The organism is Paraburkholderia megapolitana, from assembly GCF_007556815.1.
Taxonomy (GTDB): domain Bacteria; phylum Pseudomonadota; class Gammaproteobacteria; order Burkholderiales; family Burkholderiaceae; genus Paraburkholderia; species Paraburkholderia megapolitana.
This window is the reverse complement of record NZ_CP041743.1, coordinates 471,731-497,765: the sequence shown is the minus strand read 5'-3', so window position 1 is coordinate 497,765 and position 26,035 is coordinate 471,731. Positions and strand designations below refer to the sequence as shown.

Annotated in this window: 25 protein-coding genes; 7 read left to right on the top strand and 18 right to left on the bottom strand. The window is 62.4% G+C overall.

The genetic code is table 11. The features are described from left to right. Positions 1 to 112 precede the first annotated feature (112 nt). On the bottom strand, positions 113 to 1,078 hold the full coding sequence (locus FNZ07_RS02065) for a DUF535 family protein (protein WP_170275650.1): 966 nt from the start codon (positions 1,076 to 1,078) through the stop codon (positions 113 to 115). A 346-nt stretch (positions 1,079 to 1,424) separates the two neighbouring features. Between FNZ07_RS02065 and FNZ07_RS02060 the strand changes: the two genes are divergently transcribed. From FNZ07_RS02060 to FNZ07_RS02050, 3 genes are all read left to right on the top strand, one after another. Further along, a complete protein-coding gene (locus tag FNZ07_RS02060; protein ID WP_091007755.1) occupies positions 1,425 to 2,132 on the top strand; it encodes a response regulator in 708 nt (235 codons plus the stop codon). A gap of 146 nt (positions 2,133 to 2,278) precedes the next feature. Beyond that, complete coding sequence (locus FNZ07_RS02055; RefSeq protein ID WP_091007752.1) at positions 2,279 to 3,076, top strand: alpha/beta hydrolase; 798 nt, start codon at positions 2,279 to 2,281, stop codon at positions 3,074 to 3,076. Positions 3,077 to 3,159: 83 nt separating this feature from the next. Further along, positions 3,160 to 4,281 (top strand): ATP-binding protein, encoded by a 1,122-nt coding sequence (locus tag FNZ07_RS02050; protein ID WP_091007751.1) that lies wholly within the window; start codon positions 3,160 to 3,162, stop codon positions 4,279 to 4,281. A 42-nt stretch (positions 4,282 to 4,323) separates the two neighbouring features. Here FNZ07_RS02050 and FNZ07_RS02045 read toward each other — a convergent pair whose 3' ends face one another. Both FNZ07_RS02045 and FNZ07_RS02040 read right to left on the bottom strand, forming a co-directional pair. Continuing rightward, on the bottom strand, positions 4,324 to 6,723 hold the full coding sequence (locus FNZ07_RS02045) for a patatin-like phospholipase family protein (protein WP_091008892.1): 2,400 nt from the start codon (positions 6,721 to 6,723) through the stop codon (positions 4,324 to 4,326). A gap of 104 nt (positions 6,724 to 6,827) precedes the next feature. Continuing rightward, a complete protein-coding gene (locus FNZ07_RS02040; protein WP_091007748.1) occupies positions 6,828 to 8,120 on the bottom strand; it encodes an APC family permease in 1,293 nt (430 codons plus the stop codon). Between the two features lie 138 nt (positions 8,121 to 8,258). On the opposite strand from FNZ07_RS02040, the gene FNZ07_RS02035 reads away from it, so the two are divergent. Further along, a complete protein-coding gene (locus FNZ07_RS02035) occupies positions 8,259 to 9,191 on the top strand; it encodes a helix-turn-helix transcriptional regulator (protein ID WP_245811347.1) in 933 nt (310 codons plus the stop codon). Between the two features lie 57 nt (positions 9,192 to 9,248). On the opposite strand, the gene FNZ07_RS02030 is transcribed toward FNZ07_RS02035, so the two are convergent. The 5 genes from FNZ07_RS02030 to FNZ07_RS02010 form a co-directional block, all read right to left on the bottom strand. Continuing rightward, positions 9,249 to 9,686, bottom strand: a complete 438-nt coding sequence (locus tag FNZ07_RS02030) for a CHRD domain-containing protein (protein WP_091007742.1) — start codon at positions 9,684 to 9,686, stop codon at positions 9,249 to 9,251. Positions 9,687 to 9,849: 163 nt separating this feature from the next. Then, complete coding sequence (locus tag FNZ07_RS02025) at positions 9,850 to 10,770, bottom strand: anti-sigma factor (protein WP_091007739.1); 921 nt, start codon at positions 10,768 to 10,770, stop codon at positions 9,850 to 9,852. A 154-nt stretch (positions 10,771 to 10,924) separates the two neighbouring features. After that, positions 10,925 to 11,842 carry an anti-sigma factor gene (locus tag FNZ07_RS02020; RefSeq protein WP_177228242.1) on the bottom strand — a complete coding sequence of 306 codons (918 nt, stop codon included), beginning with the start codon at positions 11,840 to 11,842 and terminating at the stop codon, positions 10,925 to 10,927. After that, a complete protein-coding gene (locus FNZ07_RS02015; protein ID WP_091007736.1) occupies positions 11,839 to 12,384 on the bottom strand; it encodes an RNA polymerase sigma factor in 546 nt (181 codons plus the stop codon). Before FNZ07_RS02015 ends, FNZ07_RS02020 begins: the two co-directional genes overlap by 4 nt. 289 nt (positions 12,385 to 12,673) lie before the next feature. After that, on the bottom strand, positions 12,674 to 13,771 hold the full coding sequence (locus tag FNZ07_RS02010; RefSeq protein WP_091007733.1) for a TIGR03118 family protein: 1,098 nt from the start codon (positions 13,769 to 13,771) through the stop codon (positions 12,674 to 12,676). Positions 13,772 to 14,132: 361 nt separating this feature from the next. On the opposite strand from FNZ07_RS02010, the gene FNZ07_RS02005 reads away from it, so the two are divergent. Further along, positions 14,133 to 14,657, top strand: a complete 525-nt coding sequence (locus FNZ07_RS02005; protein ID WP_091008889.1) for a DUF3455 domain-containing protein — start codon at positions 14,133 to 14,135, stop codon at positions 14,655 to 14,657. 40 nt (positions 14,658 to 14,697) lie between these two features. Here FNZ07_RS02005 and FNZ07_RS02000 read toward each other — a convergent pair whose 3' ends face one another. The 7 genes from FNZ07_RS02000 to FNZ07_RS01970 form a co-directional block, all read right to left on the bottom strand. Continuing rightward, positions 14,698 to 15,075, bottom strand: a complete 378-nt coding sequence (locus tag FNZ07_RS02000) for a copper resistance CopC family protein (RefSeq protein WP_091007730.1) — start codon at positions 15,073 to 15,075, stop codon at positions 14,698 to 14,700. A gap of 2 nt (positions 15,076 to 15,077) precedes the next feature. Beyond that, the gene (locus FNZ07_RS01995; protein WP_245811345.1) at positions 15,078 to 16,001 is read right to left on the bottom strand and encodes a hypothetical protein; all 924 of its coding nucleotides are present in this window, start codon (positions 15,999 to 16,001) and stop codon (positions 15,078 to 15,080) included. Positions 16,002 to 16,101: 100 nt separating this feature from the next. Then, positions 16,102 to 16,482, bottom strand: a complete 381-nt coding sequence (locus FNZ07_RS01990) for a DUF2946 domain-containing protein (RefSeq protein ID WP_091007727.1) — start codon at positions 16,480 to 16,482, stop codon at positions 16,102 to 16,104. Positions 16,483 to 16,541: 59 nt separating this feature from the next. Further along, complete coding sequence (locus FNZ07_RS01985) at positions 16,542 to 17,342, bottom strand: family 1 encapsulin nanocompartment shell protein (protein WP_091007724.1); 801 nt, start codon at positions 17,340 to 17,342, stop codon at positions 16,542 to 16,544. Next, positions 17,335 to 18,405, bottom strand: a complete 1,071-nt coding sequence (locus tag FNZ07_RS01980) for a Dyp-type peroxidase (RefSeq protein ID WP_091007721.1) — start codon at positions 18,403 to 18,405, stop codon at positions 17,335 to 17,337. The genes FNZ07_RS01985 and FNZ07_RS01980 overlap by 8 nt, the downstream gene beginning before the upstream one ends. A 154-nt stretch (positions 18,406 to 18,559) precedes the next feature. Continuing rightward, positions 18,560 to 19,552 (bottom strand): DMT family transporter, encoded by a 993-nt coding sequence (locus tag FNZ07_RS01975; protein WP_211367857.1) that lies wholly within the window; start codon positions 19,550 to 19,552, stop codon positions 18,560 to 18,562. Between the two features lie 32 nt (positions 19,553 to 19,584). Continuing rightward, entirely contained in the window at positions 19,585 to 20,214 is a 630-nt protein-coding gene (locus FNZ07_RS01970; protein ID WP_091008883.1) for a TetR/AcrR family transcriptional regulator, read from the bottom strand. A gap of 97 nt (positions 20,215 to 20,311) precedes the next feature. Between FNZ07_RS01970 and FNZ07_RS01965 the strand changes: the two genes are divergently transcribed. Next, positions 20,312 to 21,223, top strand: a complete 912-nt coding sequence (locus FNZ07_RS01965) for a LysR family transcriptional regulator (protein WP_091007715.1) — start codon at positions 20,312 to 20,314, stop codon at positions 21,221 to 21,223. A gap of 54 nt (positions 21,224 to 21,277) precedes the next feature. On the opposite strand, the gene FNZ07_RS01960 is transcribed toward FNZ07_RS01965, so the two are convergent. From FNZ07_RS01960 to FNZ07_RS01950, 3 genes are all read right to left on the bottom strand, one after another. After that, positions 21,278 to 21,949 (bottom strand): peroxiredoxin-like family protein, encoded by a 672-nt coding sequence (locus FNZ07_RS01960; protein WP_091007712.1) that lies wholly within the window; start codon positions 21,947 to 21,949, stop codon positions 21,278 to 21,280. 212 nt (positions 21,950 to 22,161) lie between these two features. Continuing rightward, a complete protein-coding gene (locus FNZ07_RS01955; protein WP_245811343.1) occupies positions 22,162 to 23,046 on the bottom strand; it encodes a PTS sugar transporter subunit IIA in 885 nt (294 codons plus the stop codon). Between the two features lie 285 nt (positions 23,047 to 23,331). After that, positions 23,332 to 23,658 (bottom strand): hypothetical protein, encoded by a 327-nt coding sequence (locus FNZ07_RS01950; RefSeq protein ID WP_143098017.1) that lies wholly within the window; start codon positions 23,656 to 23,658, stop codon positions 23,332 to 23,334. 664 nt (positions 23,659 to 24,322) lie between these two features. Here FNZ07_RS01950 and FNZ07_RS01945 point away from each other — a divergent pair. Further along, positions 24,323 to 25,993, top strand: coding sequence for a S10 family serine carboxypeptidase-like protein (locus FNZ07_RS01945; protein WP_091007701.1), 1,671 nt, complete (start codon positions 24,323 to 24,325; stop codon positions 25,991 to 25,993). Positions 25,994 to 26,035: the final 42 nt, after the last annotated feature.

The following is a 26,035-nucleotide window of genomic DNA, read 5'->3' as shown; positions in this document are numbered from 1 at the left end:
CCGACCCTCTTTTATGGTTTACGGTGCCCTTTCATGAAACTTTATGTAATTATCGAAAAAGTTTCGTAAGGTTCAAGGGGCTCGCTTGTTTGCGTATCGGGTGTGGCGGTATTCAGCCCGCCAGGCTGCGCTGAATCTGCCGCGCGACATCTTCGCGTAGCGTCTGGCGCTTGCGCCGCAACGCGTTGCCGGCCGTCACACTGTCGGCTCGCGACGCATAGCGGGACGGCGGCGCGAGCACGAACCAGCCGTTCCAGCTCGCCACTGCGCCGCATTCGCGCGACAGCCCGTCGTAGTCGGCCGCCACGCGTCGCTTGCGCAGGAAGTAGCGCCAACTGCCATAGATATGCGCCTGCTGCGACACGATGAAGGTCCCGCCGGTCCCCAGTCCCGCGGCGACGCATTGCGCCAGGTAGACGATGAAGATCTTCGGGCGCAGCCCGTACCAGCGCTTCGTCAACGCGCGAAACAGCTCACGACCGTTCACCGAGGCGTCCGGTCCCTGGACCGAGCCGACGCACAGGCGCGGGCGCCGCCGCTTGCCGCCGAGGTACGCAATGCTGAACGTGCACGACACGGCACGTCTTCCACTGGCATCGCGAATACACAGCGTCCAGTCGCCTTCTCTCTGGAACTGCTCGAGCGATTCCAGCGTGATCAGCCAGCGTTCCGCGCCGACCGAAAAACTGGCGATGGCCGCGTGGCCTTCGCGGGCAATCTGCTGCGCGAGATGCGGCACGCGCTGGAGCGTCAGCGCCTGGTGATCGAGGCTCGCAGCGAGCCGTTCGCGGGAATTGAAGCCGCCATGCAGGAACGGCCGGTGCGGCCGTTCGAGCGCGCCAGGATGACGGACGATGAGCTCGCGCAGCGGCGAAATCGAACAGCGCCTGAGCCAGACCGTCGTGGCTTTCCACCAGAGGATCGAGCGCAGCCACAGTCGCACCCGGCGCCAGCGATGAAACAGCGTGGCGTCCGGATAGACCTTGCGTCCGGCGTGCCGGATCATCGAGAACGAGCGCAGGAGGTCGCCGATCCAGAGCGAGCACGCGGCAAGTCTTGCGACCAGAAAAGGCGTCACGCGCGGTCCTCCCGATATAGCGATGGGGTGGATGCTAGCGACGCATGTCACCTGCGGCTGTCGAATTGAGCGCAGAATTGTCGAGTTTTGTGGGGGCGCCCGAAGCGGGCCAGGCGCTTCCGCTAAGCTGTCGCGCCCGGCCATTGCGCGCTGCATAAAAAACGTCGAAGCGCGTGGCGGCCAACACGGCCGACTCGCGATAACCGATAACCGGTCCGGCCCGGTATCATGTACGCCGACTGCGCGTTTTCGCGCCGCGCAGCGGCCGTGGCGCACAAGCACCGCGGTACCTGGCAGCGCGAACCATGCCGGCCTCCGAACCCAGTCAGCCTTGAACGATTCGCCCATGTCTTTCCGGATTCTGCTCGTCGAAGACGACAATCGACTGTCCGCACTCGTCGCCGGCTACCTCAGCAAGCACGGTTACGAGGTCGACGTCGTGCTGCACGGCAACGACGCCGTGCCCGCCATCCTGAAGCGCCAACCCGATCTCGTGATCCTCGACGTGAACCTGCCGGGTAAGGACGGCTTCCAGATCTGCCGCGAGGCCCGCGAACATTACGACGGCATCATCATCATGGTGACTGCGCGCGACGAGCAGTTCGACGAACTGCTGGGCCTCGAATTCGGCGCCGACGATTACGTCCACAAGCCGGTCGAGCCGCGCATCCTGCTCGCGCGAATCAAAGCGCAACTGCGCCGCGTGTCGGGCCGTACCGCCGAGGTCCCGAACCAGCCGGACAGCTATACGTTCGGCAAATTCGTGATCAACCGCGCGAGCCGCTCGGTGATGCTGCCGGACGGCAGCACGCCCGATCTGACCTCGGCGGAATTCGATCTGCTGTGGGTGCTGGCGCGCCATGCCGGCGAGGTGGTGAGCCGCGACGACCTGATGCGCGCGCTGCGTGGCGTCGAATTCGACGGACTCGACCGGACCATCGACGGCGGTATTTCCAAATTGCGTCGCAAGCTGCACGACGACGCAGGCAATCCACAGCGCATCAAGACGATCCGCAGCAAGGGTTATCAGTTCAGCAAGATCGCGTGGGAATAGCCGCCGCCGTATGAGACGGGCCGCAACGGTCCGCAAGACGGCGTAACGCGCGCCCGACAAAACTCGACACAGCGCACCTCAAATCGACAGTCACGCGCGCGTGGACTCTCTACTATCCGGGCTTCGCTGCTCTACAAGCCCGTGTCATGTCCGCTTCCTCCACTCCGGCTTCCCGTCACGCCGTTCTGATGATTCATGGCCTCGGCGGTACGCGTCACGACTTCGGTTCGCTCGACAGGAAGCTCGAGGAGGCCGGCAGCGACGTCTACCTGCCGTCATTGCCGGGTCACGGTTCGTCGCCGGACAAGCTGAACGACGTGAGCCTCGGCGACTACATGCGGCTCCTGAGCCAGACCTACCGCGAACTGTCGACGCGCTATGAACGCGTCGACGTCGCGGGTATTTCGATGGGGGCGTTGCTCGCGCTGATGCTGTGCGCCCGCGAAGGCATCACGCGCGGCCGTCTGATCCTGCTGTCGCCGCCGCTTTTTCTCGACGGCTGGAGTGCTTCGCCGATGCAGTGGGCGCGGTATGTGCTGTACTGCGTGCCGGGTCTGCGCAATCTGATCCGTGTGCCGGAGAACGAACCGTTCGGCATCAAGAACACACGCATTCGCAATCTGATCCGCCGGCACATGAAGAAGGGCAGCGGCGTGCACTATCCGTACGTGCCGCTCTCGGCGATCGCCCAGGTGGACTGGCTGCGCTTCGCGGTCAAGCGTGCGTTGCATCGCGTCTCATGCGAAACGCTGGTTGTACATTCGGAAGAAGACGAAGTGACGAGCATCCGTTCCGCCGAATTCCTGTGCGACAACCTGGGCACGCGCGACGTCACGTTCGTGCGCCTCACCGACAGCTACCACATGATCACGCTCGACAACGAGCGTGACACCGTCGCCGCCCGTACCGTCGACTTCGTGCGGCGTGAGGGTATGCTAGCGTGAGCCGCGCGGGCGGTGACCGGCCGGAGTCGCCGGAGGTTGCGGGTCCGCTCGACGTGACCCAGCCACCCCCGCCGCCCGTGACCATGACTGCCGCCGAGCGAAAACTCACTCCCTACCGATACTGCAAATGGCGCTGGCTGCGCTTTCGCCGCTCGTGGACCGACACGCGCGCCGACCGTGTGCCGAGCTGGTCGCGTCTGTATGTCCGCGTTTATACGCGGCTGCTCGTGCTTGGGCTGCTGGTCCTCGCCGTGCCGCTGCTGGCGTTGCTGCGCGAGCTGGGCGTAGACGTCGTGTGGCATGCGTTGCGTGCGTTGCCCGGCGGCGAGACACTGGTTGCGCTGGTGGTGTTCGGTACGCCTGCGTTAGCTGCCTACGGCTGGATGCGGCCGGTCTGGCTCGATCTCGTGATGGTTCGCGAACGCGCCATCGATTTCACTGGCGGCCGTTTCAACACGCGTGCACGCGAATCGCATAGCGTGATCATCGGGCCGCTGGCCCGTACGCTGAACGCGCTCGCCATGCGCATGGAGCGGCTGATCGCCGCGCAGCGCGAACTCACCAACGGCATCTCGCACGAACTTCGCACGCCGCTTGCCCGCGTGCGCTTTGCACTGGAAGTGCTGCGCGAACCGGCATCGGCCGCCGAATACGAAAGCGCGCTCGCGAGCATCGGCCAGGACGTCACCGAACTCGACGAGCTGATCGACATGAGCCTCACGTACGCACGGCTCGAATACAGTTCGCTGCAATCGAATCTCGAACCGACGGTGCTCGCGGTGTGGTTCGACGGCCAGATCAACGATGCGACGTTGCTCTATACCGGCCGCGAAATCGTTGCGAAGGTCGAGATCGATCGTTTGCTGCGCGTTGCGATGGACAAGCGTTTGATGTCGTACGCAATGCGCAACCTGCTGCGCAACGCGAGCAAATATGCGCGCTCGCGCATCATCGTCGGTCTTGCGCTGCGACACGGCAACGTCGAGATCTTCGTCGAGGACGACGGCGTTGGTATCCCGCTTGAAGAGCGCGAACGTATCTTCGATGCATTCGTGCGGCTCGATCGGCAGACCGGCGGTTACGGCCTCGGGCTCGCGATTACGCATCAGGTGCTGCGCGCGCATCGCGGGCGGATTGTTGTGACCGATCCGCTCACGTTGTCCGGTGCGCGCTTCGAAATGAGCTGGCCGGCCGGGAGTGCGTGAAGAGGTACTTGAAGCAACGCGCGGCGGCTCGCCGCGCGTCGTTCAGTAGGTGTGACCCAGCTGGAAGTAGAAGTTGTAGCGCCCGCCTGGTGCGAATGCAACGCCGACGTAGATCGGGCCGAACGAGGTGGTCACGCTGGAGAAGAACGTGACGCTGCGTTTGAGTGGGCCCTTGCCTGAATCCACCACGTTGTTACCCGCGTTGCTGTTGGTCCAAACGTTGCCGGCTTCAAGGCTGATACCCGCGAAGAGCCCCCGGAATAGCGACGTGTCAAACGTCGCGAGCTGGTTCATATAGGTAACCTGGCCGTACATCATCGTGCTGCCGGAGAGCTGGTCGGCGGCGTAAGCGGACAGATGCTGGAAGCCGCCCAGCGTGAAGCCGAACGGATCAACCGGGTTGGTGCCACCGAAATCGTTGCCTGCCTCGACGCTCGCACTGAAGCTGTGCCGTCCGAAACTGGCGGCGGCGAGTGCCTTGCCGTAGACCTCGGTGTAACGGGATGAGTCGTCCGTGAACTGGCCGTTGCTTCCCCCGGACAACGACCGTTCTACGCGCAGGTCGAGGAAATATCCCTTGCGGGGAAACAGCGGATCGTCGAGCTGGTCGACGACAAACCGCGCGTGCGCATTGATCTCCCGCCCGTAGTAACTGGGGTAGAGATTGGTGCCGTCACCGAACGGAAAGTTATAGGTGGGCGATCCATAACCGTGCTCGTAACCGACACCGATGCGGAAGTCACCGAGGTCTGACAGCGGGACGCCCAGATCCAGGCCGACGTTTTCTTTCTGCTGAAGGTACTGGGTGAGTCTCGTATTCGAGTCGGGGTCGTAGAGACTGATGTACCGGCGCTCGATGCCCACGTAGGGCGCGAAGTAATACCCGAACTGATCCGACAGCGGCTGGCGTAACTCCCCGTGCACGTTGATAAGATCGCTGCCCACCGTCGCGTCGACTCGCCCTTCGAGTCCCGATGATGTAATCCACGGTCGGCGATAGCCGATGTGCATCCGGAAGCCGCCTTCATCGGTGGAACTGCTCGACAGCCCGAGACCGAACAGCAGGAAATTCGGCCCCCAGGATTTTTCTTTAGCGTCGACGATGAGCGTGTGCTGATCGCCGTCGGTGATCATCTGCTGCGTCACGCTTTCGAAGTCGCCGGCGGTCGTGAGCTTGAGCAGATTCTTGTTCAGTGCCGCCGGATCGTAAAGATCGCCGGGCTGCACATGCAACGCGTCGCGGATGCGTTTTTCCGGAACCCGACCCGGCGACGCGATCTCGATCTGCGTAATGTGGATCGGCTCCAACGGCTGTGCGCTGTGCGCCGCGCGGTACGCCACGTATTGCTCCGGCGACAGCGCGAGATGCTGAAGCGTCGGCAGCGCGGCGCGCGCAGCTGCTTCGCCCGCGGCGATCGCCTGGCTCGCGTTGGCGAAGTCGGTAAAGCTCAGCGCACCGAGCTGCGGTTCGACGAGGACATCCTGTGGCCCCAACTGCTTGCGCTGCATCGCGACGTTCTGATGGATCAGGATGCCGATCATCTGCTGCGCGACGTCGGCGGGCGATGCAAGCGCATCGAGCGGACGCAGCGGCGAACCGATGTCCACGGCGATCACGACTTTCGCGCCCATGTCGTGCGCGGTCTGGATCGGCAGATTGCTGACGAGACCACCGTCGACCAGTGTGCGGCCGTTCACATCGGCGGGCGCGAACAGACCCGGCAGCGCCATGCTCGCGCGGATCGCGAGCGGTAGCGAACCCTGATCGAGCGTGACCATCTGGCCGGTGCGCAGGTCGGTGGCGATCGCGCGGTAGGGGATCGGCAGCTTGTCGAACGGCTGGTTGGCCGGCACCGCGGCGGTCCAGTCCTGCAACAGCGCCTGCAGACGATTGCCCTGCACGAGGCCGGCGGGCAGCCTGAAACCGTTGGCGCCGAAACCGAACGACAGGCTGTTCACATACAGGCGCTCGTCTTCGCGCCGTGCCTGCGGCAGGTCGGCGCGGGCGGTGACGTCGAAGGCAATGTCGGCGAGATTGACCGACGCGAGGCGGTCCTGCATTTCCTTCGCGGTCATGCCGCTCGCATACAGGCCGCCGACCACCGCGCCCATGCTGGTTGCCGCGATGCAGTCGACGGGAATGCGATTTTCTTCGAGCACCTTCAGCACGCCGAGATGCGCGTAGCCGCGCGCGCCGCCGCCTGACAGCACCAGGCCCACCGACGGCCGGTTCGGCTCGCCTGCGGTGGCGTGGCAGGCGTTGTCGTCGGCCAGCGCGCGCTGGGTAAAAGCGATACAGCCGAACGCAATCGAGGCAGCTAACGCCCTGCGAGCCACCGCGCGCGTCGCGTGTCGGCGCGAGTGAGCGAGCCGGGCAGATGTTTCACGCGTCGCTTCGTCAAGCGACACCTCTGCTGTTATGTGCGCCGACTGTCGAATCATCTGCAGTGTCAAGCCCGGAGAAAATACGGAAGATTACATGGTTTTCGGGCCTTTAATAAGCGTCACTGGGGGCGCGCGCGAAGACGTGTGCCAATCCGTGGGGATCAAGCGGCGCCGGCTTCGGTGGCGCGGCCGCGCAAACGCAGATAGAGCAGCGCGCAACCGGTGACCGCAAGCGGCCACAACAGATACCAGCCGGTTGCGACACACAGGCCGGCGACGGCAACCAGCGCGACCCACGCACAGCGCCAGGCCCAGCTGCCGCGCGGCAACAACCGTACCGCTGCCGCGGTGCCGAGCGCGTAGACCGTGACAAACGATCCGGTGGTCAGCAGCACCAGTGGTTTCGCTCCGACGCCCGCCAGCAGGACCACTACGAGTGACGCGATCGCGAGCGTGGCAACGACGGCGAGGCTGCGCCGCGGCACATCGCCTGCCAGGCTGCCGTGCGCAAGCCACGCGGGCAATGCACCGTCGCGACCGAGCGCGGCCCCGAGCTTGGCGGCGCCGGCGAAGTAGGCGTTCATCGTGCCGAGCGTCAACAGCAGCGCGGCCGCCGCGGCCAGTATCTGCACATTGCCGCCGAGCCCGCGCGCGAGCAGTTCCGCGAGCGGTGCGCTCGCCGTGCCTGCGGCCGGCCCGAGCACCAGCACGCTGGCAACGGCGACCGCCATATACAGCACACCGACGATCGCAACCGCGATGCCGGCCGCGAGCGGCAGGTCGCGCGCGGGACGACGAAACTCCGCGGCCAGATGGGTGATCGCTTCCCAGCCCGCAAAACTCCAGACCAGCAAGGCGGCGGCCGGCCCGATCGCGAGCCAGCCGTGCGGCGCGAACGGATGCAGATTCGCGAGCCGCGCATGCGGCGCCGATGCGACCACGGCGGCAAGCAGTAACGCAACGAGTAGTGCGGCCAGCACGAGTTGCAATCGCCCTGAAACCGTGATGCCGAATGCGTTGGCGGTCGTCACCGTCAGCATCAACGCTGCGGCAGTAATGACGACGGTCGTCTGGCCGCCTCCGAGTGCCGCAGCGACATAAGCGCCACCGAACATCGCCGCAGCCGGCGCACCCGCCGGCACCGCGAAATAGAAACACCAGCCGACCACGGCGGCGACGCGCGGACCGAATGCATTGCGCACATAGGTCGAGACTCCGCCCGCATCGGGATAGCGTGCGCCGAGCGCGGCGAAGGTCGCGGCGAGCGGCACCGACAGCACGACCAGTCCGAGCCACGCGAGTAGCGACGCCGGGCCGGCGACTTCCGCGGCGAGCGACGGCAGCGCGATCACACCGGTGCCGAGCACGGCGCCGACATACAGCGCGGCGCCCTGCAGTACGGTCAACTGACCGGCTTGAGTGGACGGGTTCGATTCGGACGAGGTGCGGGTCATGCGTACGACTCCGGAGTAGAGCGCGGGCGGCAGGTTCGCCAGTTGCAGGGAGAGTCATCGTTATACTGGGCAATAGCTGACAACCTGTGTCAGGAATTCGACGAGAGGTTGAGATTGCGTACGAGCCGGCTGGTTTCGATGATGCTTCTGCTGCAGATGAAGGGGCGCGTAACCGCCGAGACACTCGCCGAGCAATTCGAGGTGTCGGTGCGTACTGTCTATCGGGACATCGAGCAGCTAGGTGCGGCGGGCGTGCCGGTCTATGCCGATCGCGGGCCCGGCGGAGGTTTCGCGCTGCTCGACGGCTATCGTGCGCGGCTGACCGGTATGACCCGGGCCGAAGCCGAGACGCTGCCGATTGCCGGACTGGGCGGCGCCGCCGAAGATCTGGGGCTTGCCGATCAATTGCGGGCCGCGCAACTGAAGCTGGTTTCCGCGCTGCCGGACGCCGCGCCGAACGCGTCGAGGATCGGTTCGAGACTGCATGTCGACCCGGTTGCGTGGTACCGGCGGCCCGCCGCCGCGCCGCTGTTGCCGCTGCTGGCAAGCGCGGTATGGGAGCAAAAGCGTGTCTCGATGCACTACGAAAGCTGGGACAGCGGCGGCCGGCGTATTCGCGAGCCGCTCGGTCTCGTACTGAAAGCCGGCGACTGGTATCTGCTCGCGCGTGCTCGCACGCAGATGCGCATCTACAAGGTCGCGAGCATGACGCAACTGGTCGTGCTCGACGAATCGTTCGAGTACCCGCCGCAGTTCGATCTGCGCGCCGAGTGGTCGGCGGCTGTGGTCGCTTTTGAGCGGAGTCTGCTGAAGGGTATGGCGCGCTTGCGTGTCGCGCCGCAGGGGATGGTGCGTCTCGACCGGCTGGGGGCGGCGGCACTCGACCAGGCCCGCATCGGAGAGCCAGATGCGCGCGGCTGGCGCGAGGTCACGCTGCCGGTTGAATCACCCGATTTCGCCGCCGAGCAATTGCTGGGGCTAGCCGGATATGTCGAAGTGATCGAGCCGCGCGCACTGCGTACGCGGCTACGAGGTCTTGCATTGCGAGTGGCGAAACTGAACGCGAAGTGAGTGCGACGCGGGTGCGACGTGAACGCAGGCGCCGATAGCACAGCGCCCGCGTACGTATTACTTCGCCGATTCGACCTGACCGCGAATTTCACCGCCGGGGTTCTTCGCCGTGTGGACGTTGAAATACCAGTTGCCTGCGAGCAGGTCTTTTTCCTGTGCGTCGGTGAGCGTGGCATGACCGTCGATCGGGCTCGGCAGATCCTTCGCCGCGATCGGGATCACGACGCCCGCGTTCTTGCCGACCGGTGCAGGACCATGGAAGTGAGCCATCGTCGCGGGACCGGTCAGATCCGAATAGACGACATGCCACTGCAAATCTTTCGTCGATGTGTCATAGGTGCCGGTCAATTGCCCGTGACCGTCGCTGGTCTTGGCCGGCACTTCGGATGCAGCCTTCAGGTCGGCGTGCAGGTTGACCGTATCGGCAAGCGCGATGAGCGGCGAGCCGAGACCGAGCGTCAGTGCGATCAGGGGAATGCTGTGCGTCAGTTTCATGATTTCTTCCGTGGTCGATTTCGATGAGGGGGCTTCTCGTTCGGCTGGTGTTCTACCGTCCGATTCGATAACGGGCATGTAGCAAACGTTATTCCATCAAGCGTCGCTTTTCTTTGTGACATGACATCGGGGCTGCACATCCTGCTGGACGCGCGCTTCATGTTTAGCCCACGTGCGGCGCGAGCCCCGGCAGGGCGGCGTCGCCAAACAGCGAGTCGACCTGATTGCCCGAGATGCGCTTTGCAAGCGCCGCGAGATCGACCTGATCGGGCTTGCCGATCAACGCATAGCCAAGTTCCGCTTGCCGCCAGGTGACGACGTTCATGCTGTCGATACGTCGTTCGGCGACGGCCTGGTCCGGCTTCGTCTCCTTCATTACGCACAGTGCAACGGGCGCACCTTGCTGCGGCAAATAGACGATCTGCACGAGCGCCTTGTTGCCGAAACGCAGACGCTGGACGCGCTTGAACGTGAGACCCGCGGCACGCAGGTCGGGAATGTTGACGGCCAGGCCATCTTCGCTGCGAATCTCGTCGAGCGTCTTCTTCGACAGATCGGCGTTGCCGTCCACGTACTCGAGCGTGTCGCGCGAATAAAGCTGCTGATAGCCGGCTGCTGCGACGACCCAGGAGCGCGCACTACCTGCACTCTCCACCGATGCCGACTGCAAGCCAGCCGCCGCGCCCGGTCCAAGCCGCAGCACCGCACCGCAAACAAATGCGCCGGCGACAAACGCGACGGCGAGCCACGCGGGCGCAAAGCGCAGCCGCGAACGCACCGGCGCAGTGGCTGCGACGCCGGGAACCTGCGGCATGACGGGGTCGTTGGCGCCGGGCTGGGGCGTGCTGTCTTTCTGGGCCGCTGCGCGGGCCAGATCGTCGATTTTCTGCGCGAGCCCAGCCGGCACCGGCGGCAGTTTTTGCCGGGCAAACGCCTCGCGATACGGTAATTGCGAGGCGCGCAGCAGCGCAACCTGCTCCGCGACATCCGGTGACGACCGCAGCGCCTGTTCGATTTCCGCGCGCTCGTGCGCCGGCAATTCGCCGTTCACATAAGCCAGTAGCTGGATTTCGTCCGGTTTCATAAGACGGCGCGGTTTCTCTGTACGGATGGATTCAATGCTTCGCTCTTCTTCGTTCTTGCCATCGATGGTCTGATCGATGCTTCCTTACGAATTGAAAACACTTCGGCGCGCGGATTTGTTCCAGCGCGCCGAGGTTATTTTCGAAGGGCGATTTTCAGGCGTCCGGCGATGTCCAGGACGCGGCCGTCGGCCCGGCTGTTGCGCCGAACAACGGGTTGGTGCCGTGCCCCGCAATCTGCCTGCCGATCGATTCGAGGTCGATGTCGCTTACGTTGCCGAGCAGCGCGTAGCCCACTTTCGCCTGGCGCCACGTTATCACATGCATCGAATCGACCGTCCTTGCTGCCACCGCGGCATCGGGCTTTGGATCGCCGATCACGCACAGCGAAACCGGTGGCCCTTTGCGCGGCAGGTAGACGATCTGCACGAGCGGCTTGTTGTTGAAGTTGAGCCGCTGGATCGCCTTGAACTGCAAACCGGCGCTGCTGAGGTCGGGTACGTTCAGTGCGAGATGGTCCTTTGCGCGGATCTCGTCGATGACGCTTGCCGTACGCTGCGGATCGACCGGCGTATAGGCCACGGTGTCGCGCGTATAGAGACGCTGGTAACCGGCCGCGGCGGCAACCCATGGCGACATGCCGTCGCCGGCGGTACCGATCAGCGGGCCCGTGCGCAACAGCAGGCCGGCGCAGAACGCGCCGGCTACGCACGCTGCAGCGAGCCATACCGGGACGCCGCGCAAACGCGAGCGGACGGGGGCGGCTGCGGGCGTGGCTGCGGGGGTGGCTGTACCGGTGGGTGGCACACCGTCGACCTGATCGGCGTTTGCGGCCGCATGAGTCCCCCGGTGTTGCTGGACCAGTGCGTCGATGTTCTGCGCGAGCGACGCGGGCACCGGCGGCAGTTTCTGTGCGGCGAACGCGCGCCGATAGTCGAACTGCGATGCGCGCAACATCCTGACGAATTCGGCTGCTTCGTCCGAACCGGCGACGAGCGTTTCCACTTCGGCGCGCTGCGTCGGCGGCAGTTCGCCGTCGACATAAGCCAGCAGTAAGGTTTCGTCGATTGTCATGCGATCGAGTCCTTACGTTGGGTCGCGCCGCGCGGTGCTTCATCGCGCGTGGCGAATTGCGCGCCGATTGCCTGGCGAGCGCGCGACAGCCGGCTCATCACGGTGCCGATCGGGACTTCGAGCGCATCGGCGGCTTCCTGGTAGCTCAAGCCTTCCACGGCCACGAGCAGCATCACGACGCGCTGCGCTTCGGGCAGACGCGCCACGGCGTCGATGATCTGCGCGTTCATGACCTGCGTTTCCGGCGTCTGTCCGCTCGGATCGGCGATGTTTTCGAGGAAGTCGTCGTCCCATTCCATGCTGGAACGCTTGCGCACGCTGCGGGCGCGCAACTCGTTGATCCAGGTTGTGTGAACGATCGAGAACATCCAGCTGAGCGGTGCGGTACCGGGCTGCAATTGATGCGCCCGTTCGAGTGCCCGCACGCAGGCGCGCTGCACCAGATCTTCCGCATCATGCTGATCGCCGGCAATGCGCAGCGCGAACGCCCACAGCCGCGGCAGCATCTCGGGAAGCATGCTGGGTAAATCTACACCGGTCATCGACGTGTCTCTCCAGGTGTCCGAATGCGTCGTCTACCGGTTTTGTGCGCGTGAATGCGCGCGCCGGCATGACGTCGATGCCGGAGTTTAACGTGAGACCCGTGTTTTTGCCTGGCGCCGCGGCGACGCGCTGGCGGTAATTGCCTGGAGGACAGGTGCGGTGATGTGTTCCATGCCGGACACGACGCAGGTTAGCGCAGCAAATGGCTGCTTGACCTGCGTCGTGTTGCTTTCATGAAGCCGACAACAGACTGTCGAACTAGCTGTTTATCGGGCTACGTGTCGAGCTTTACGGTGTCACGTCGAGGCGACCGTACACACCGGTTGTCGGCGTGGGGCCGGCCGCGAAGAAAAGCGTGTTGAGCGGCTGGTTGTCGACGTTGTTGCCGAATGCCATGCCCCAGATACCCGGTTGCTTGAACGTCGAACCACTCGTGCTGGTTAGCGCGCCGAGGAACTTGCCAGTGTTCGGATCGAACGCATCGATCGTGCCGTCGCCGAAGTTGCCGACGAGCAGATCGTTGCTCGCCGCGCCGAAATTGGCGGGCGCGACTACGAGTCCCCATGGCGAATTGAGTGTGCCCGCGGTGGCAATGCGTTTGATGAAGTTACCGGCGGTGTCGAATGCATCGACGACGCCGTTGCCCGCACCGTTCACCTGCGTGTGTCCATCGGGACCGAGCAACGCGTAGCTGACGTACACGGTACCGCCGATCGCGGCGACGCCGAACGGCGACAGGCCCGCAGGCAATTGCGGATCGACGAACTTGCCGGCCAGTTGAATCTTGTTGAAAGACTTGTCGAACACATCGATTTTCTTGTTGTGGAAGTCGGTTGCGTATAACAGGTTCGCACCTGCGTTCACGCCGATCGCGAGGCCCTTGTAGACCGCTGCGCCTGCGCCGTCGTCGTAGGCGTTGACCGCTTGTGTCGGCAGGACCTTCGGCGACCATGCCGCGATCGTGCCGGCGTCGGTTGCCCACAGGAACACTGCATTGGCCGAGGCTCCACCGTTCGCGCTGATCTGGAAGTCGGTGCTCTTGTTGAACACGATGCCCGTGGGCCCCGCTGCCTGGCCCGCGGCATTCGGTGCAATCGTGACGACGAGCGACTGTACGACGCCATTGCCGTCATACAGGGTCGACTTCTTCGTGTTGTTGTCGGACACCCACACCACACCGGTCGGATTGAAGGCGATGCCCCAGCCGTTTTTCAGATTCGGGTCGATGTTCGCCGCGGCGACGCTGCCGTCCGACACGAGTGTCGTAGCCTTGAATTGTGCCGGCATGGTTGGCGTCGAACTGTTGTCGCTGCTGCCGCATGCGGCGAGCGTGGCTGCCGTGATCGTGCACAGTGTGACGAGTACTGCGTTTCGATGCAGTTTCATGGTGAATTCCCAGTGGATGGATGTGTGTGCGGTTGCTCTACAGCGATGTCTCTGTGTCGCTGTCGCAGAGATGAGCTAACGCTATGGGTCGCAACGATCTGAGTGCTCGATGGTTTTTGCCGCGATTACTCGGTCGTCCTGTGCAAAACGTGCGGTGAGGCGGTTTATTCCGCGTTTATCGCAAAGACGTTTTCGATGCATCGCTGTTTGGAAACGTGCGGTTTATACGCGTGAAAATAATCGACCGGCGATGGAATAGTTGCGGCATACCGGCTGTTATGCAGGTGCGTCTATGAAAGGCCAGCTGCTCATCCGCGGCTACAATCTCGCGTGCCATGTGGTTCATATCAAGGTGATAGTCATGTCCAGGAACAGTCTGCTGTTGGGTGTTGCAACCGTTGTCGGTATGTCGGTGTTGGGTGCGTGTACAACGATGCCGGCTACTTCGACGGCGGCCTCGCCTTCGATCGATCCGCCGGCGCAAGCCGTGCATGCGATGACACTGGTGGCGTCGGGCGTGCAGATCTATTCGTGCGAGTACGATGCGCAGCATCGTCTGGGCTGGGTATTCAAAAGCCCGCAGGCCACGCTGTTCGATGCGAGCGGCGAGGCTGTGGTCCGGCATGGCGCGGGGCCGTCGTGGGAGGCGCAAGACGGTAGCCGCATCGTTGGGCACGTGCTTGCACAGCGCGCCAGCGATACGTCAGCGAGCGTGCCGCAACTGCTGCTCGAAACGCACAGCACGTCGGGCAACGGCACGCTTTCAAACGTGCGGTATGTGCAACGTGTGAAGACCGTCGGCGGATTGATGCCGACGGCGCCGTGTTCCACGGAACATCAGGCAGGCAGCTCGCCCTATCTTGCCGATTATGTTTTTTATCGATAGGTACCGAAGGCGGCTGCCGTGAACATCGAACGCGCGTCGGCTATTTCACCGTGAACGCGTAGTGGCCCTGGGTGCGATGTCCGTCCGCGGCGACTGCAACCCAGGCAACTGTATAGACGCCAGGCGTCAACGCGTTCAGACCCACCGACATGTGTTTCTGGTTCGACGGATCGACGGTGGCTTTGCCGTTCGTGACCGCCTTACCTTGCGCATCGGTGACGGTGATCGAACTGAATGCCGGTTCGAGGCCATCGTCGAAATCGATCGTGACATCTTTCTGCGCAGCCGATACGGTCGCGCCCGCGCCGGGCATCTGGTGAGTCGGATACGCGTGCGCGTGCGCCAGTTGCGCAGCGCCCAGCAGCAATGCGGCAGCGAGGGCGCGCGCGGTGGTCAGGTTTGAATAGAGCGTTTTCATGATCAGAAGAGTGGTTTGCCGAGTGAGTTAGGGAAGATGTCGTCGAAGTACAGGTGGGCGTCGAGCAGTACGCCGACATGGTTGCCGCTCGCGCGATTGGCGGGAATCTGCGCTTCGATGCCGAACTGGCCGTAGCGGTTGAGCCACAACACACCGGGGTTGATCGTGCCGGTGGTGTGGCCCGCGCATGCACCGGCCGTGCAGGTGCTCATCGGGAATTCGACGACGGGAATCAGGTTGCTCAACGGTTGCGGCAGCCCGAGATCTTTCACTTGCGATTGCAAGTAAGGGATGCTGTACTGCAGCGTCACGCCCCAGCCGAGCGAATTCGGTCCGTTATCCGACGACGCTGTCGTCAGGTTCGGACCGATCTGCCCGGTAATCGCAAACGGCCGCAGATAACCGAGACTCGCAGGCAGGTCGCCAAAGCCTTTGCCGAAATAGGCCGAAGGCGTGAAGGTCGAATACGAATTCGCAATCGGCCGTGCACCGCTTCCACCAATCTCCGATTCAAGCCCGATCGACGCCATGAATTCGTGCACCGCGTTCGCATACACCATGTATTTAACGCCTAACGTCACGTTGTCCCAGCCTTTTACCGAACCGCCGTCCGGTGCATTCTGCGTCACGTAGTTGCTGGCGACGCTGAACGCGAGGTTCTTCGTGATCAGCTTGTCCCACTCGTACGAGACGGTATTGACGTTGATCGTGTTGCCGTTGTCGTCGGTTGATTTGATGTGACCGAACTGCGTGTCGAATTCGTCGCCGACGCCGGGGTCGTCCACGGTGAGCGTCGCGGGAAAGACGCGGTCGCCGACTACCGCGTGCGCCGATGCTGCCGGCGCGGTGACGAGGCAAGCCGCCGTGCCGGCCATCATCAATGCAGTGCGCGCAGGTGTGATGTGCCGCTTGAAAAGCGTGCGCATGAAGGGTTTCTCCTGTTGTCCTGAGGCGTCGTCCCGCATGCGCAGGACGACGGGCCGCTATTGCGTATGCAATGCGGCGAGTAAGTACGACAAGACGGGATCAGGAGAAAGCCGGAGGGGCCCTAGGCTGGGCAGCGGTGTAGACGAGAAGCGGGCGTACTTCGTGTTGAACTGCAAGCACGAGCGACGGTGCCACCGAGCGGCTGGCCGCAAACGAGGTGGTCGTTCCGGGCAGCACCGGCAGATGCGCGAGCAAACCGCAATACGCGCAGGCTTGCCAATGCAGTGCGGCACCGTGTGCCGGCGGGTTGTCCGGTTGCGACGCATTGGCGCTCGTGTCCGCCGAACAATACGTGGCGAGCGCCTGGCCCAGCCTGTCGTGCGACGCGAGCGCTTGCGAAATGGTCGGCGCAAGCGTGCTCATCAGGATTGCAAGCAATCCGAGCAGGCTGCCGAGTTTCAGAAGGCGGATGCGTGACATGCGGCTCGCGGCGCGAAGGGACGACGAAGTGTGCCGATTATGCCACGCGATTATTCGGCTCAGGTGCGGACAATTGCCACCGATGCTTCCGTTGTCAGCAGCAGGAACGTGAACGTTTCCTGCAGATACAACCGCACGGTTTCTTCGTTGTGGCTGAGATAGCCGATCGACAGGTCCTGGCCAATATGCAGTTCGAAATCGCCGCCGCGCGTGGACAGCACGCAGCCACCCGCGATGGCCGGCGCCCAGATCACTTCGCCGTCGACCAGCCGGCGGATATGCCCAAGCACCGGGTAGCCCTGATCGCTGGCTTCGCCAAGTGCGGTGTACGCGTCCGCACCGAGCAACACCGAGTAAGGACCATCGACACCGGCAAGACGCAATTGCTCAAGCGCCTTCGCAATGGCCGCCGGGTAGTCGCTTACTTCGGCGGGCAGCGTCAACAGCGGATTCGATGTGCCTTCGCGAATCCCTACGATGCCCGCAGCCTTGTAGCCGTCGAAAATCGCCTGGTCTTCCGAATAGGCGAGCTGCGTCGCCGCGTCCTTTGCCGGTTGCCAGTCGGAATCGTTCGCGCCGCGCTCGACGTCATCGACTGCTTCGCGCCGCAACTCGAACGGCACGCGCAGTTCGACGACGGCCTTGACCTCGCGTTGCCGCGCGGTCATGCCTTGCAGTGGCGCCGCGATATTGATCTGATGACCGGTGCCGACCGCCGCGAGTGTGGAGCCGCCAGGACCCTTGAAATCGACCACTCGCCGGCCCGCAACCGAGCGCCTGAAGGTTCTGGCCACTTCCTCTTCGATCTGTTCCCACGCCTCGGCGGAGATAGGAGCTAGCTCGCGGTGCAGATTATTCATGGCCGGGTATTCCTTTGAGAGAACCGATGTTGAGCGATCCGTCGTCGTTCTGCACGGATGGCGAGGCGGGATTGGCGCTGTCGGGTGCAGAGGTTGCCGCGGGTTGCCCGCGCTCCGCGAGCGCTTCGAACAGCGCTTGCGACGGCACGAAGAACAGACCACCAGTCACCGCGCGGCTAAAGTCGAGCAGACGGTCGTAGTTGCCGGGCGGACGACCGACGAACATGTTTTCCATCATCTGTTCGATCGGTTGCGGCGAACGCGCATAGCCGATGAAATACGTACCGAACTCGCGCGAACCCGGCCTGCCGAATGGCATGTTGTCGCGCAGGATTTTCACTTCCGTACCGTTCTCATCGAGCGTGGTGAGCGAACTATGCGACGAGGTCGGTTTGATCGAATCGTCGAGTTCGATATCGGAGAGTTTCGTGCGACCGATGATGCGTTCCTGCGCTTCGACCGGCAGCGCGTTCCAGCCATCCATATCGTGCAGATATTTCTGCACGATGACATAACTGCCGCCGGCAAACTCCGCGTCTTCGTCGCCGATCACGGTGAACGCAACGGCTTCATCACCCTCGGGATTTTCAGTTCCATCGACGAAACCGACCATGCTGCGCATGTCGAAGTTGCGGAACCCGTGTACTTCGTCGACCGTCGTCACCGCCGTGCCGAGACGCCCCAGCAGTTGCGTGGCCAGTTCGAAGCACAGGTCCATCCGGTCCGCGCGGATATGCAGCAGGAGATCGCCGGGTGTCGCGACGGCCACGCGGTCGCCCGAGCCGAATTCGCGGAACGGATGCAGGCCCGCCGGGCGCGGCGCGCCGAACAGCGTGTCCCATGCGGTGGAGCTGAAGCCGCACACGCACGACAAGCCACCGCCCGGGACGCGTTTGCCTACGGCTCTGACCAGTGCGGCGACGTCGGCGCACCAGTCGCGGACGGTTTGATGACTGTCGGTATCCGGTGCAAGAGTCGCGACGATGAAGATCGCGCTTCGCGTAATGGGCACGGAGACAGCTTGTGGTGGAGAGGAGGTTCCGGATGCCAGGTTATTGTTCATCGCGTGGGAACGGGGTGACGTGGAAGTAGAGAGGCACGGGGTTCGAGCGAATATAGCTTAATCAGCAGAAAAACGCCGCCCAATGCGCATCGAGGCGAACATCCTGGCATGTCCGCGTGACGTTCGTAAAGTGCGCGTGGTTCGTGGCCGGTATTCACCGGGTGATCGGACGCTGCCAGGCTCGACGGCGCAGGTAGACATTGTTGAAGATCAGTGCGGCCCCCGTCATGCACGCTCCCGCGATTTGTGCGCGCGCCGGAATCACACCGGTCAGTGACGAAACGATGAATGTCGTGACAGGCAAGACGTCCATGAACAGCACGCCGTTAAGCGGCGTAAGAATCCGGTTGCCCATGTTCCAGAACAGGATCGCCAGGAAACCCGCGACCGGCCCCATGTAAAGCAGGTGAGGGACGATGGCGCGCAAAGCCGATGCGGAAGGTACGGCGATGACATGAAGCGCGAATAGCAGCGCGTTGAGACCGAGGATCGTGGTCAGTCCGAGCCATGTGGTCATCGTCGTATATTTCAGTGCGGACCAGTTCCTGAAATGCGCCGCGCTGAACGTATAGATCACCCAGCACAAGGCTCCGACCACGATGAGCGCATTCGCCGAGTAATGCTGCGGTTCGCTCAACGCCGCGGCGATATCCCCCTTCGTGACAACCAGCGAGACACCCGCGAACGACATCAGGATAAACAGAAACGAGAACAGCGGCGGCGCGCTCCTGCGCACGATCGAATTCACGAGCAGGCCCATCATCGGTTGGGTTGCCATCATGATCGAGGCGGTCAATGCACCTTCGGGGCCGGCCAGCTGTTGGCCAAGAAATACGAACGAACCGAAGCCGCAAAACCCCACCGAGCCGAGTAGCCACGCCAGTGCAATCGATTCCCCATTTGCGCGGAGCGCACCGGCGCCTTCCTTGATCAGCAGCAGAACCAGAAACGCCGTACCGGCGATCAGGTATCGCAGCGATGTGAACGTGAACGGGTCGATATGCGTCAGCGCATTCGTCATCACCGGGAACATGATGCCCATCAGTACTGTCGCGATCATGCACAGCAACACGCCCTTGCCGTAGAGGCGATGGCTCGACGCAGCAGCCATTGCCGATACCACCGGTAACTCGATTGGCTTATTCATGAATGATCGTTCCATAAATGGGCAAAAAAATTTTAGACCAGCACGCGCATCGTCATATCGACGATCGAAACCAGTTCCTGCTCCTGCGTGTCGATCTTTCCCAGCACCCGCATACCCTGGATGACGCATAACAGAAACATGCTGACAGCCTGTTCGTCGAGCGTGGTATTGAAGTCGCCGGTTTGCTGTCCGCGAACCACGGCGGCCGCCAAATGCAAGGCGATGCGGCGCAGCGTGCTTTCGATATGCGGACGCAGTGCTTCATCGGCAGGCAGTAGTTCGATGGCCGCATTCGTGATGAAGCAGCCGTACCGCCCCGATAGTTTTGCGGCGACCTGTGTGTAGTACAGCAATGCATTGCGCAATGTTTCGCGCGGCGGCAAGTCCGCTTCCAGCCGTTCCTTCAAACGAGCCACGGCGCCTTGCGCATAGTGATCGAAGGCGGCGACGAGCAGCCCGTGCTTGTCGCCGAACGCACTGTAGAGGCTTGCCCGAAAAAGTCCCGTCGACTGACACAAGGTTTCGATGGAGGTAGCGTTATAACCCTGCTCCCAGAAGACCTGACTGGCGGCTTGCGTGACTTCGTCGATATCGAACTCGCGAGGCCGTCCGCGTTCGGGCGGAGGCGGGGAATGTCTGGCGGATGAAGAGGGTCGTGTCATGGTGACGCTGATATTAAGACCGTTCATTCTTTAAATCAAGCGATGCTGCCGTTTTCAGTGCTACCGTTGAGCCTTCGTTCAGCAGCGAGGCCCGGATATGGACCGCATGACAGCCATGGAAACGTTTGTCGCCGTCGTCGAGGCGGGTTCCTTCTCGGCCGCGGCGCGTCGGCTCGATGTGGGGCAGCCGGCCGTATCGAAGTCGATTGCACAACTCGAGGAACGGGTCGGTGCGCGCTTGCTGTTGCGTTCGACGCGCGGGCTCAACACGACCGATGCAGGTCAGCGCTTTTACGAACACGCCAAGGTTGCGATCGACGAAGCGGAAGAAGCGGAGCATGCAGCGAGGCAATCGTCGGAAAGTCTGTCGGGGCGGTTGCGCGTGTCGGCGGCGGTGACGTTCGCGCGTCTGCATATTTTGCCGGCGCTGAAGCGCTTTCTCGACGAACATCCGCAACTCGAGATCGACATCGTGCTCGACGACCGCAATATCGATCTGTTCGAAGAGGGCATGGACGTGGCGCTACGCATGGGCGCTCTCGACGATTCCGCGATGACCGCGCGACGCATTGCCCGCAGCCCCAGGTTCGTCGTCGGCACACCGGCCTATTTCGCCGAAGCCGGCGTGCCGGTGACACCGGCAGATCTGAGCGGACACCAGGCCATCGTGTATTCGCAGCGCGGCGGAGGCGAGTCGTGGTCGTTTAGCCAGAGCGGTAAGGAAGTCGCCGTGGTGGTGTCGGGCAGGGTGCGCGTGAGTGCTGCGGAAGGCATTCGCACAGCGGTGCTGTCCGATATGGGTATCGCCATCGCTTCGCAGTGGATGTTCGAACCCGAACTGGCCGACGGCACCGTGCGTGCGGTACTGACGGACTGGCAGTTACCGCCGATAGACCTGTGGGCCGTGTTTCCGTCGGGGCGACGCGTCACATCGAAGGCGCGTGCGTTTGTCGCTTTTGTCGAAAGCGTGTTGTCCGGTGCGCCTCAAGCGGAAACCGATATTGCGTAGTTATCGGCTTGCGGCACACGGGAATTGCAGCGGTTCGGCTCGCGGAGAACGAGATCACGCCATCTGCGTCAGCTTTTTCAGAATCGGCAACATCTCCGACGGATCGGGACGACGTGTGTAGTCCGGGTTCACCTCGGAGTAGGCAACGATGCCATCCGTGCCGATCACGTAACGCGCGGGCATCGGCAGCGTCCAGCCCGGATCGCCATTGATCGCAGGCAGATCGTTCTTGAGTTTCTTATACAGCTCGACGAGATAGTCGGGCATGGCAAAGCGCAGTCCAAACGCGTTCGCCGTCTCGTTGTGCGTGTCGCTGAGCACCGGGAAGCCTAGTTCGTTGACGCGCACCGCCTTGCGGCTGTTGACTTGCAACTGCGGCGAGATCGCCACCACGTTAGCCCCATAGCGTTGCAGTTCAGGCAGCGCTTCGTTAAGCGCCTTCAGTTCGAGATTGCAATACGGACACCAGACGCCGCGATAGAACGTCACGACAAGCGGACCCTTCTCGAGCAACCCGGCCAACGAAACCTCGTTGTCCTCCTGGTCTTTCAGGCTGAAGTCTGGCGCGCGATCACCGGCTTTCACGGCGCGGCTTGCCTGGCCGGTGGCGATGAGTTCGGCGGTGGCGCGCTCCATGATCGGGTGGATGTCCGCCGGTGCGTTATAGGGCGGTTTGCCGGCCTTGAAATCTGCCTTGAAAGCGTCGAGTTTGTCCTGAAGCGACATGATGTTCTCCGATGATTGAGTTGATGTCCGCTGCTGTCAGCCGTTATCCGGAGATAGAGTTCGCCGGCAAACCGGTTTTCGGTTGCGGCGCCTCGGTGGCTGTGCAGTTCGGCATGACTGCATGATCGGAGATGGACGAAACGACCGGTAGGCGGGCCGAAGGCATAACAGCCATTCCTGCGCGACATACCGGAACGTAGTCCCGGGCGGATTCAACCGCCGGCTACATTGTGCGATGCATCGTCCAGCACGCAATAGCCGGTGAAAAGATGACACACGGCCCGTGCATCGACACAGGCGTGCAACTGCTCGCGGAAATGATGATCGCAGAAGTGCCGCGCGACATCGGCCAGCAGACGCAGATGCGCGCTGTTCGCCCATTGCGGCACGAGCAGCACGACCATATCGGTCACCGGGTGACCGTCCGGTGCGTCGAAGGAAATCGGCGTAGCGGGGCGCACGTATAACGCCAGCGCGTGGCGTAGCCCCTTGATCTGCCCGTGCGGCACCGCCACGCCCTGGCCCAGTCCCGTCGAGCCGAGCGCTTCGCGTGTCTGGAGACCTGCCGTCACCGCTGCTGCCGATAACCCGTGGTGCCGCTCGAAGAAACGGCCGAGTTCGATGAAGAGCCTTTGTTTGTCGGTTGCTTGCAGCCCGAGTAACACATGGTCCTGGGTGATCAGTTGCGCGAGCGTGTCGCCGCCCTTCTCGTTGTTCGCGCTGCTGTCGGCAGGTTGAGCGGGTATGTCGTCGCGTGGCGACTCGGCATGCATGAGGCCGCGCCAGACGCTTGTCGGTGTGTCGGGCACTTCCAGCAGTTGCCCCAGTTCGGCGGCTGGAGCCAGATGCGCAACGCGCTGCAGTGCGCCGCTCACCGCTGTTTTCGGCAGATAGAGCGAGAGCCGCACGCGGCCTGTTCCAGGCAACGGGGCGATGCGGATGGTCCACGGCTGATCGGCGCAATCGCGGATCAATGCCTGACGTAACGGCGTGGCGTGCTGCTCGTCGAGCGTTACATGAATGATCACGTTGCGGCTTGCCGTGGGACGCGCTTGCGGTTGAAGCGGGCCTTTGCGGCTTCCGAGGAAACTCCGCATGCTTGTCATCGGGCGTGTCATATCACCACCGGTTTCGATTACATACCGTCAGGCTACACAAACCGGCATTAAGGTGGAGTAAAAATCACGCTCGACCTTGCGCCCGGAATCGGTGCAAGCCGGTTCATTCATGGAACGCCCTGCCGCTATACATACCAACCGCTTTTCCAGTCGCGCTCACCGAAGGCAAACGCGACTGGAAAAGCGGTCGAATACGGCTATGTAGCGGCACGTCTTGCTGAACTGCGCTACCGAATCGCTTAAGCGCGTTACCCGATTTGCGAATCAGTGCGCCGCACCGTTGATGGCCAGTCCTGCCGGTCGCGCTTCAAAGCGGTACTGAAGATGAGTGGGGTAGTGCGGGTCCACTTCGCGCACGAGACGATCGATTTCCCGTCGCAGCTCATCGGAGCCTTCGACACCGAGCACGCGCGTTGCCCGCGCAATCCCTTCGCCGAACTTCTCGACCATCAGCGCTGCGAGCGCCGGCGTATCGGCACCGCGTGCCACATCGCTCAGGCGATGATGCGCGTAGAGCTGGAGTACCTCGATCAATGCATCGATATCGCGGTTTTTCATTGCGTTGGCGGCCCCGTCTGTTTGTTCCTTCACTACACACTCATTTCAGCACACGCCATGTCAAGAAGCCGTAAAACTGCCGCAGTCGCGTGCAAAGAATCTGCTAATGCGGTGCAGCACACTCACACCGCATTTGAGTATTGCCGCAGCATAAGATCTTCTTGACGTTCCAGATGGCCGGCCTAATATTGCGCATGTAATTCTTCAGAAAAACCAGAGGCGTATCAAAGCGCGGAATGAAGCAATGTGTCCGCGCTCTTCATCTGCAAAGAAGAAAGGGATAACAGTTCCCGGTAACGAAGCGTATGTCGCACGATGTACGTTCCGTCACGCCGTCGCATCCCCATGTTTCCTCGCAAGACATCGTCGCGTCACAGATAGCGTTCGCCATGCCTGTGCTGCCGGCGTATCGGGCAGGATTCCAGATTACATGGGGAAGTGTCATGCATTCCAGTAGGCGTCGCAGAAGTCTGTTCTGAAACCGTGGCACGTACCACTACACCAGCCCATCCGGTCGTGATTTAGCGGGCTGTGGCACCCAGCAACTGGTCAGGCTGGGTGTGGCGACAGGTTCGCAATATGGCGCGGCCTATGTCGGCACGAGTGCGGTGGAATGCTATTAACAGGAAAGGACAACAAGATGAAAGCAGATCGTCAATTGAATGTCAGGATTGCTCCGCAAAAACTTCGAAGATTCATGCGCACGGTAGCGCCGGCGCTGACGCTGGCTGCCGGTGTGTGCGGGATAGTGCTCGCGCCGCCCGCGGCCTATGCTTTTCCGCCCGATCAACCGTACGTGGATAACACCGCTTACGCATTCGGCGCCACCGATGGTCTGGCGGCATCGGCCGTGAACGAAAAGGCCGGCGTGGCTTATCACCAGTTGACCTATAAGGACAGCGGCAGGCGGGTCGACTACACCACCACGACCGGGCATCTAACCGCAATGGATGCGAACGGCAATCCTGAAGCGTCGATGTTCTACGTTGCGTACATCGCGAAGAACAGAGGACCGTTCCCGCGTCCGGTCACCTTCTTCTATAACGGCGGCCCCGGGTCTTCGTCGATCTGGCTACGGCTCGGTTCATTTGCGCCAAGCAGAGTCGCGACGCCCGATCCGTACACGACCGGCTGGCCTAACTTCCCGCTCGTGGATAACGAAGAGAGTCTGATCGATACCACCGACATGGTCTTCATCGATCCTCCCGGCACCGGCTTCTCCGAAGCGGTGTTGCCCAACTCCAATCAGACGTTCTGGGGTGTCGATCAGGATGCCGGCGTGATGCGCGATTTCATCCTGCGCTATCTGGCGGTGAACCCGCGGCCTAATTCGCCTATCTATCTGTACGGCGAATCGTATGGCACGCCGCGTACCGATGTGCTCGCGCCATTGCTTCAACAGGCTGGCGTGAAGCTGACCGGGATCGTCCTGCAGTCGTGCATTCTCGACTACAACGATCAGTACCCAAGCACGTCGGACTTGCAGCGTGCTACCGACTACACGGTGTCGCTGTTGCCGGGCTATGCCGAAGTGGCTGCATTCTTCGGGCTGGTTACGCCGCCACCGCCGTTTGGTGTACAGGTAACACCGCCGCTACCGTGGCTGCGTAACTTCGCACAGATGATGCGCGACTTTTCGACTCGGGATTACGCGCAATTCCTGCCGTACGGACCGACCTTCCTCGGGCTCGCTAACCCACCGGTATTCCCGACGCCGGCGGTGTACACGCAACTCTCGGCGGAGAGCACCGTCAACGTCAGTGCGCTGACCGCTTACCTCGGGCCGAATCCGTTGAATACCGCACTGGTTCCCGGTTACACCATCGGCAGTTACGATGGTCGGGTTTCGGCGGCGAACAACAGCCCGATCATCGCCAGCGATTCCGATCCGTCGGATGCATTGATGTCCACGCCGTTCCCGATCATCCTGAACCAGCAACTGCCCAACTACCTGAAATACACCGCGCCGAATACGACCTACGTGACCTTGAGCGATACCGCCAACGAGAACTGGGACTTCAGCCACGGCGGCCTGGCGGAACCGGACACGATTCCCGATCTGCTGGCCGCACTGACGCTGAATCCGCATCTCAAGGTACTGGTTGAAAACGGCTACCACGATCTGGTCACACCGTTTTTCATGACCGAGAAGGATCTGGGGCGGCTAAAGAGTGTGAAGGGTATCCACCCGGATATTCAGGTCACGCACTATGCCGGCGGCCACATGATCTACCTGGAAGACACTTCGCGGCCGCACATGAAACGCGATCTGGTCAGCTACTACTATGGCTTCCCGATCGAAGGCGCAATGCGTTTCCACCAGTTGCCGAAACCCTGGTCTGACCAGCCACCGGCCGGCACGCCTTAAGCGCCGGCTGCTGTTCGTGGAACCGGCGTCAATGACGCACGG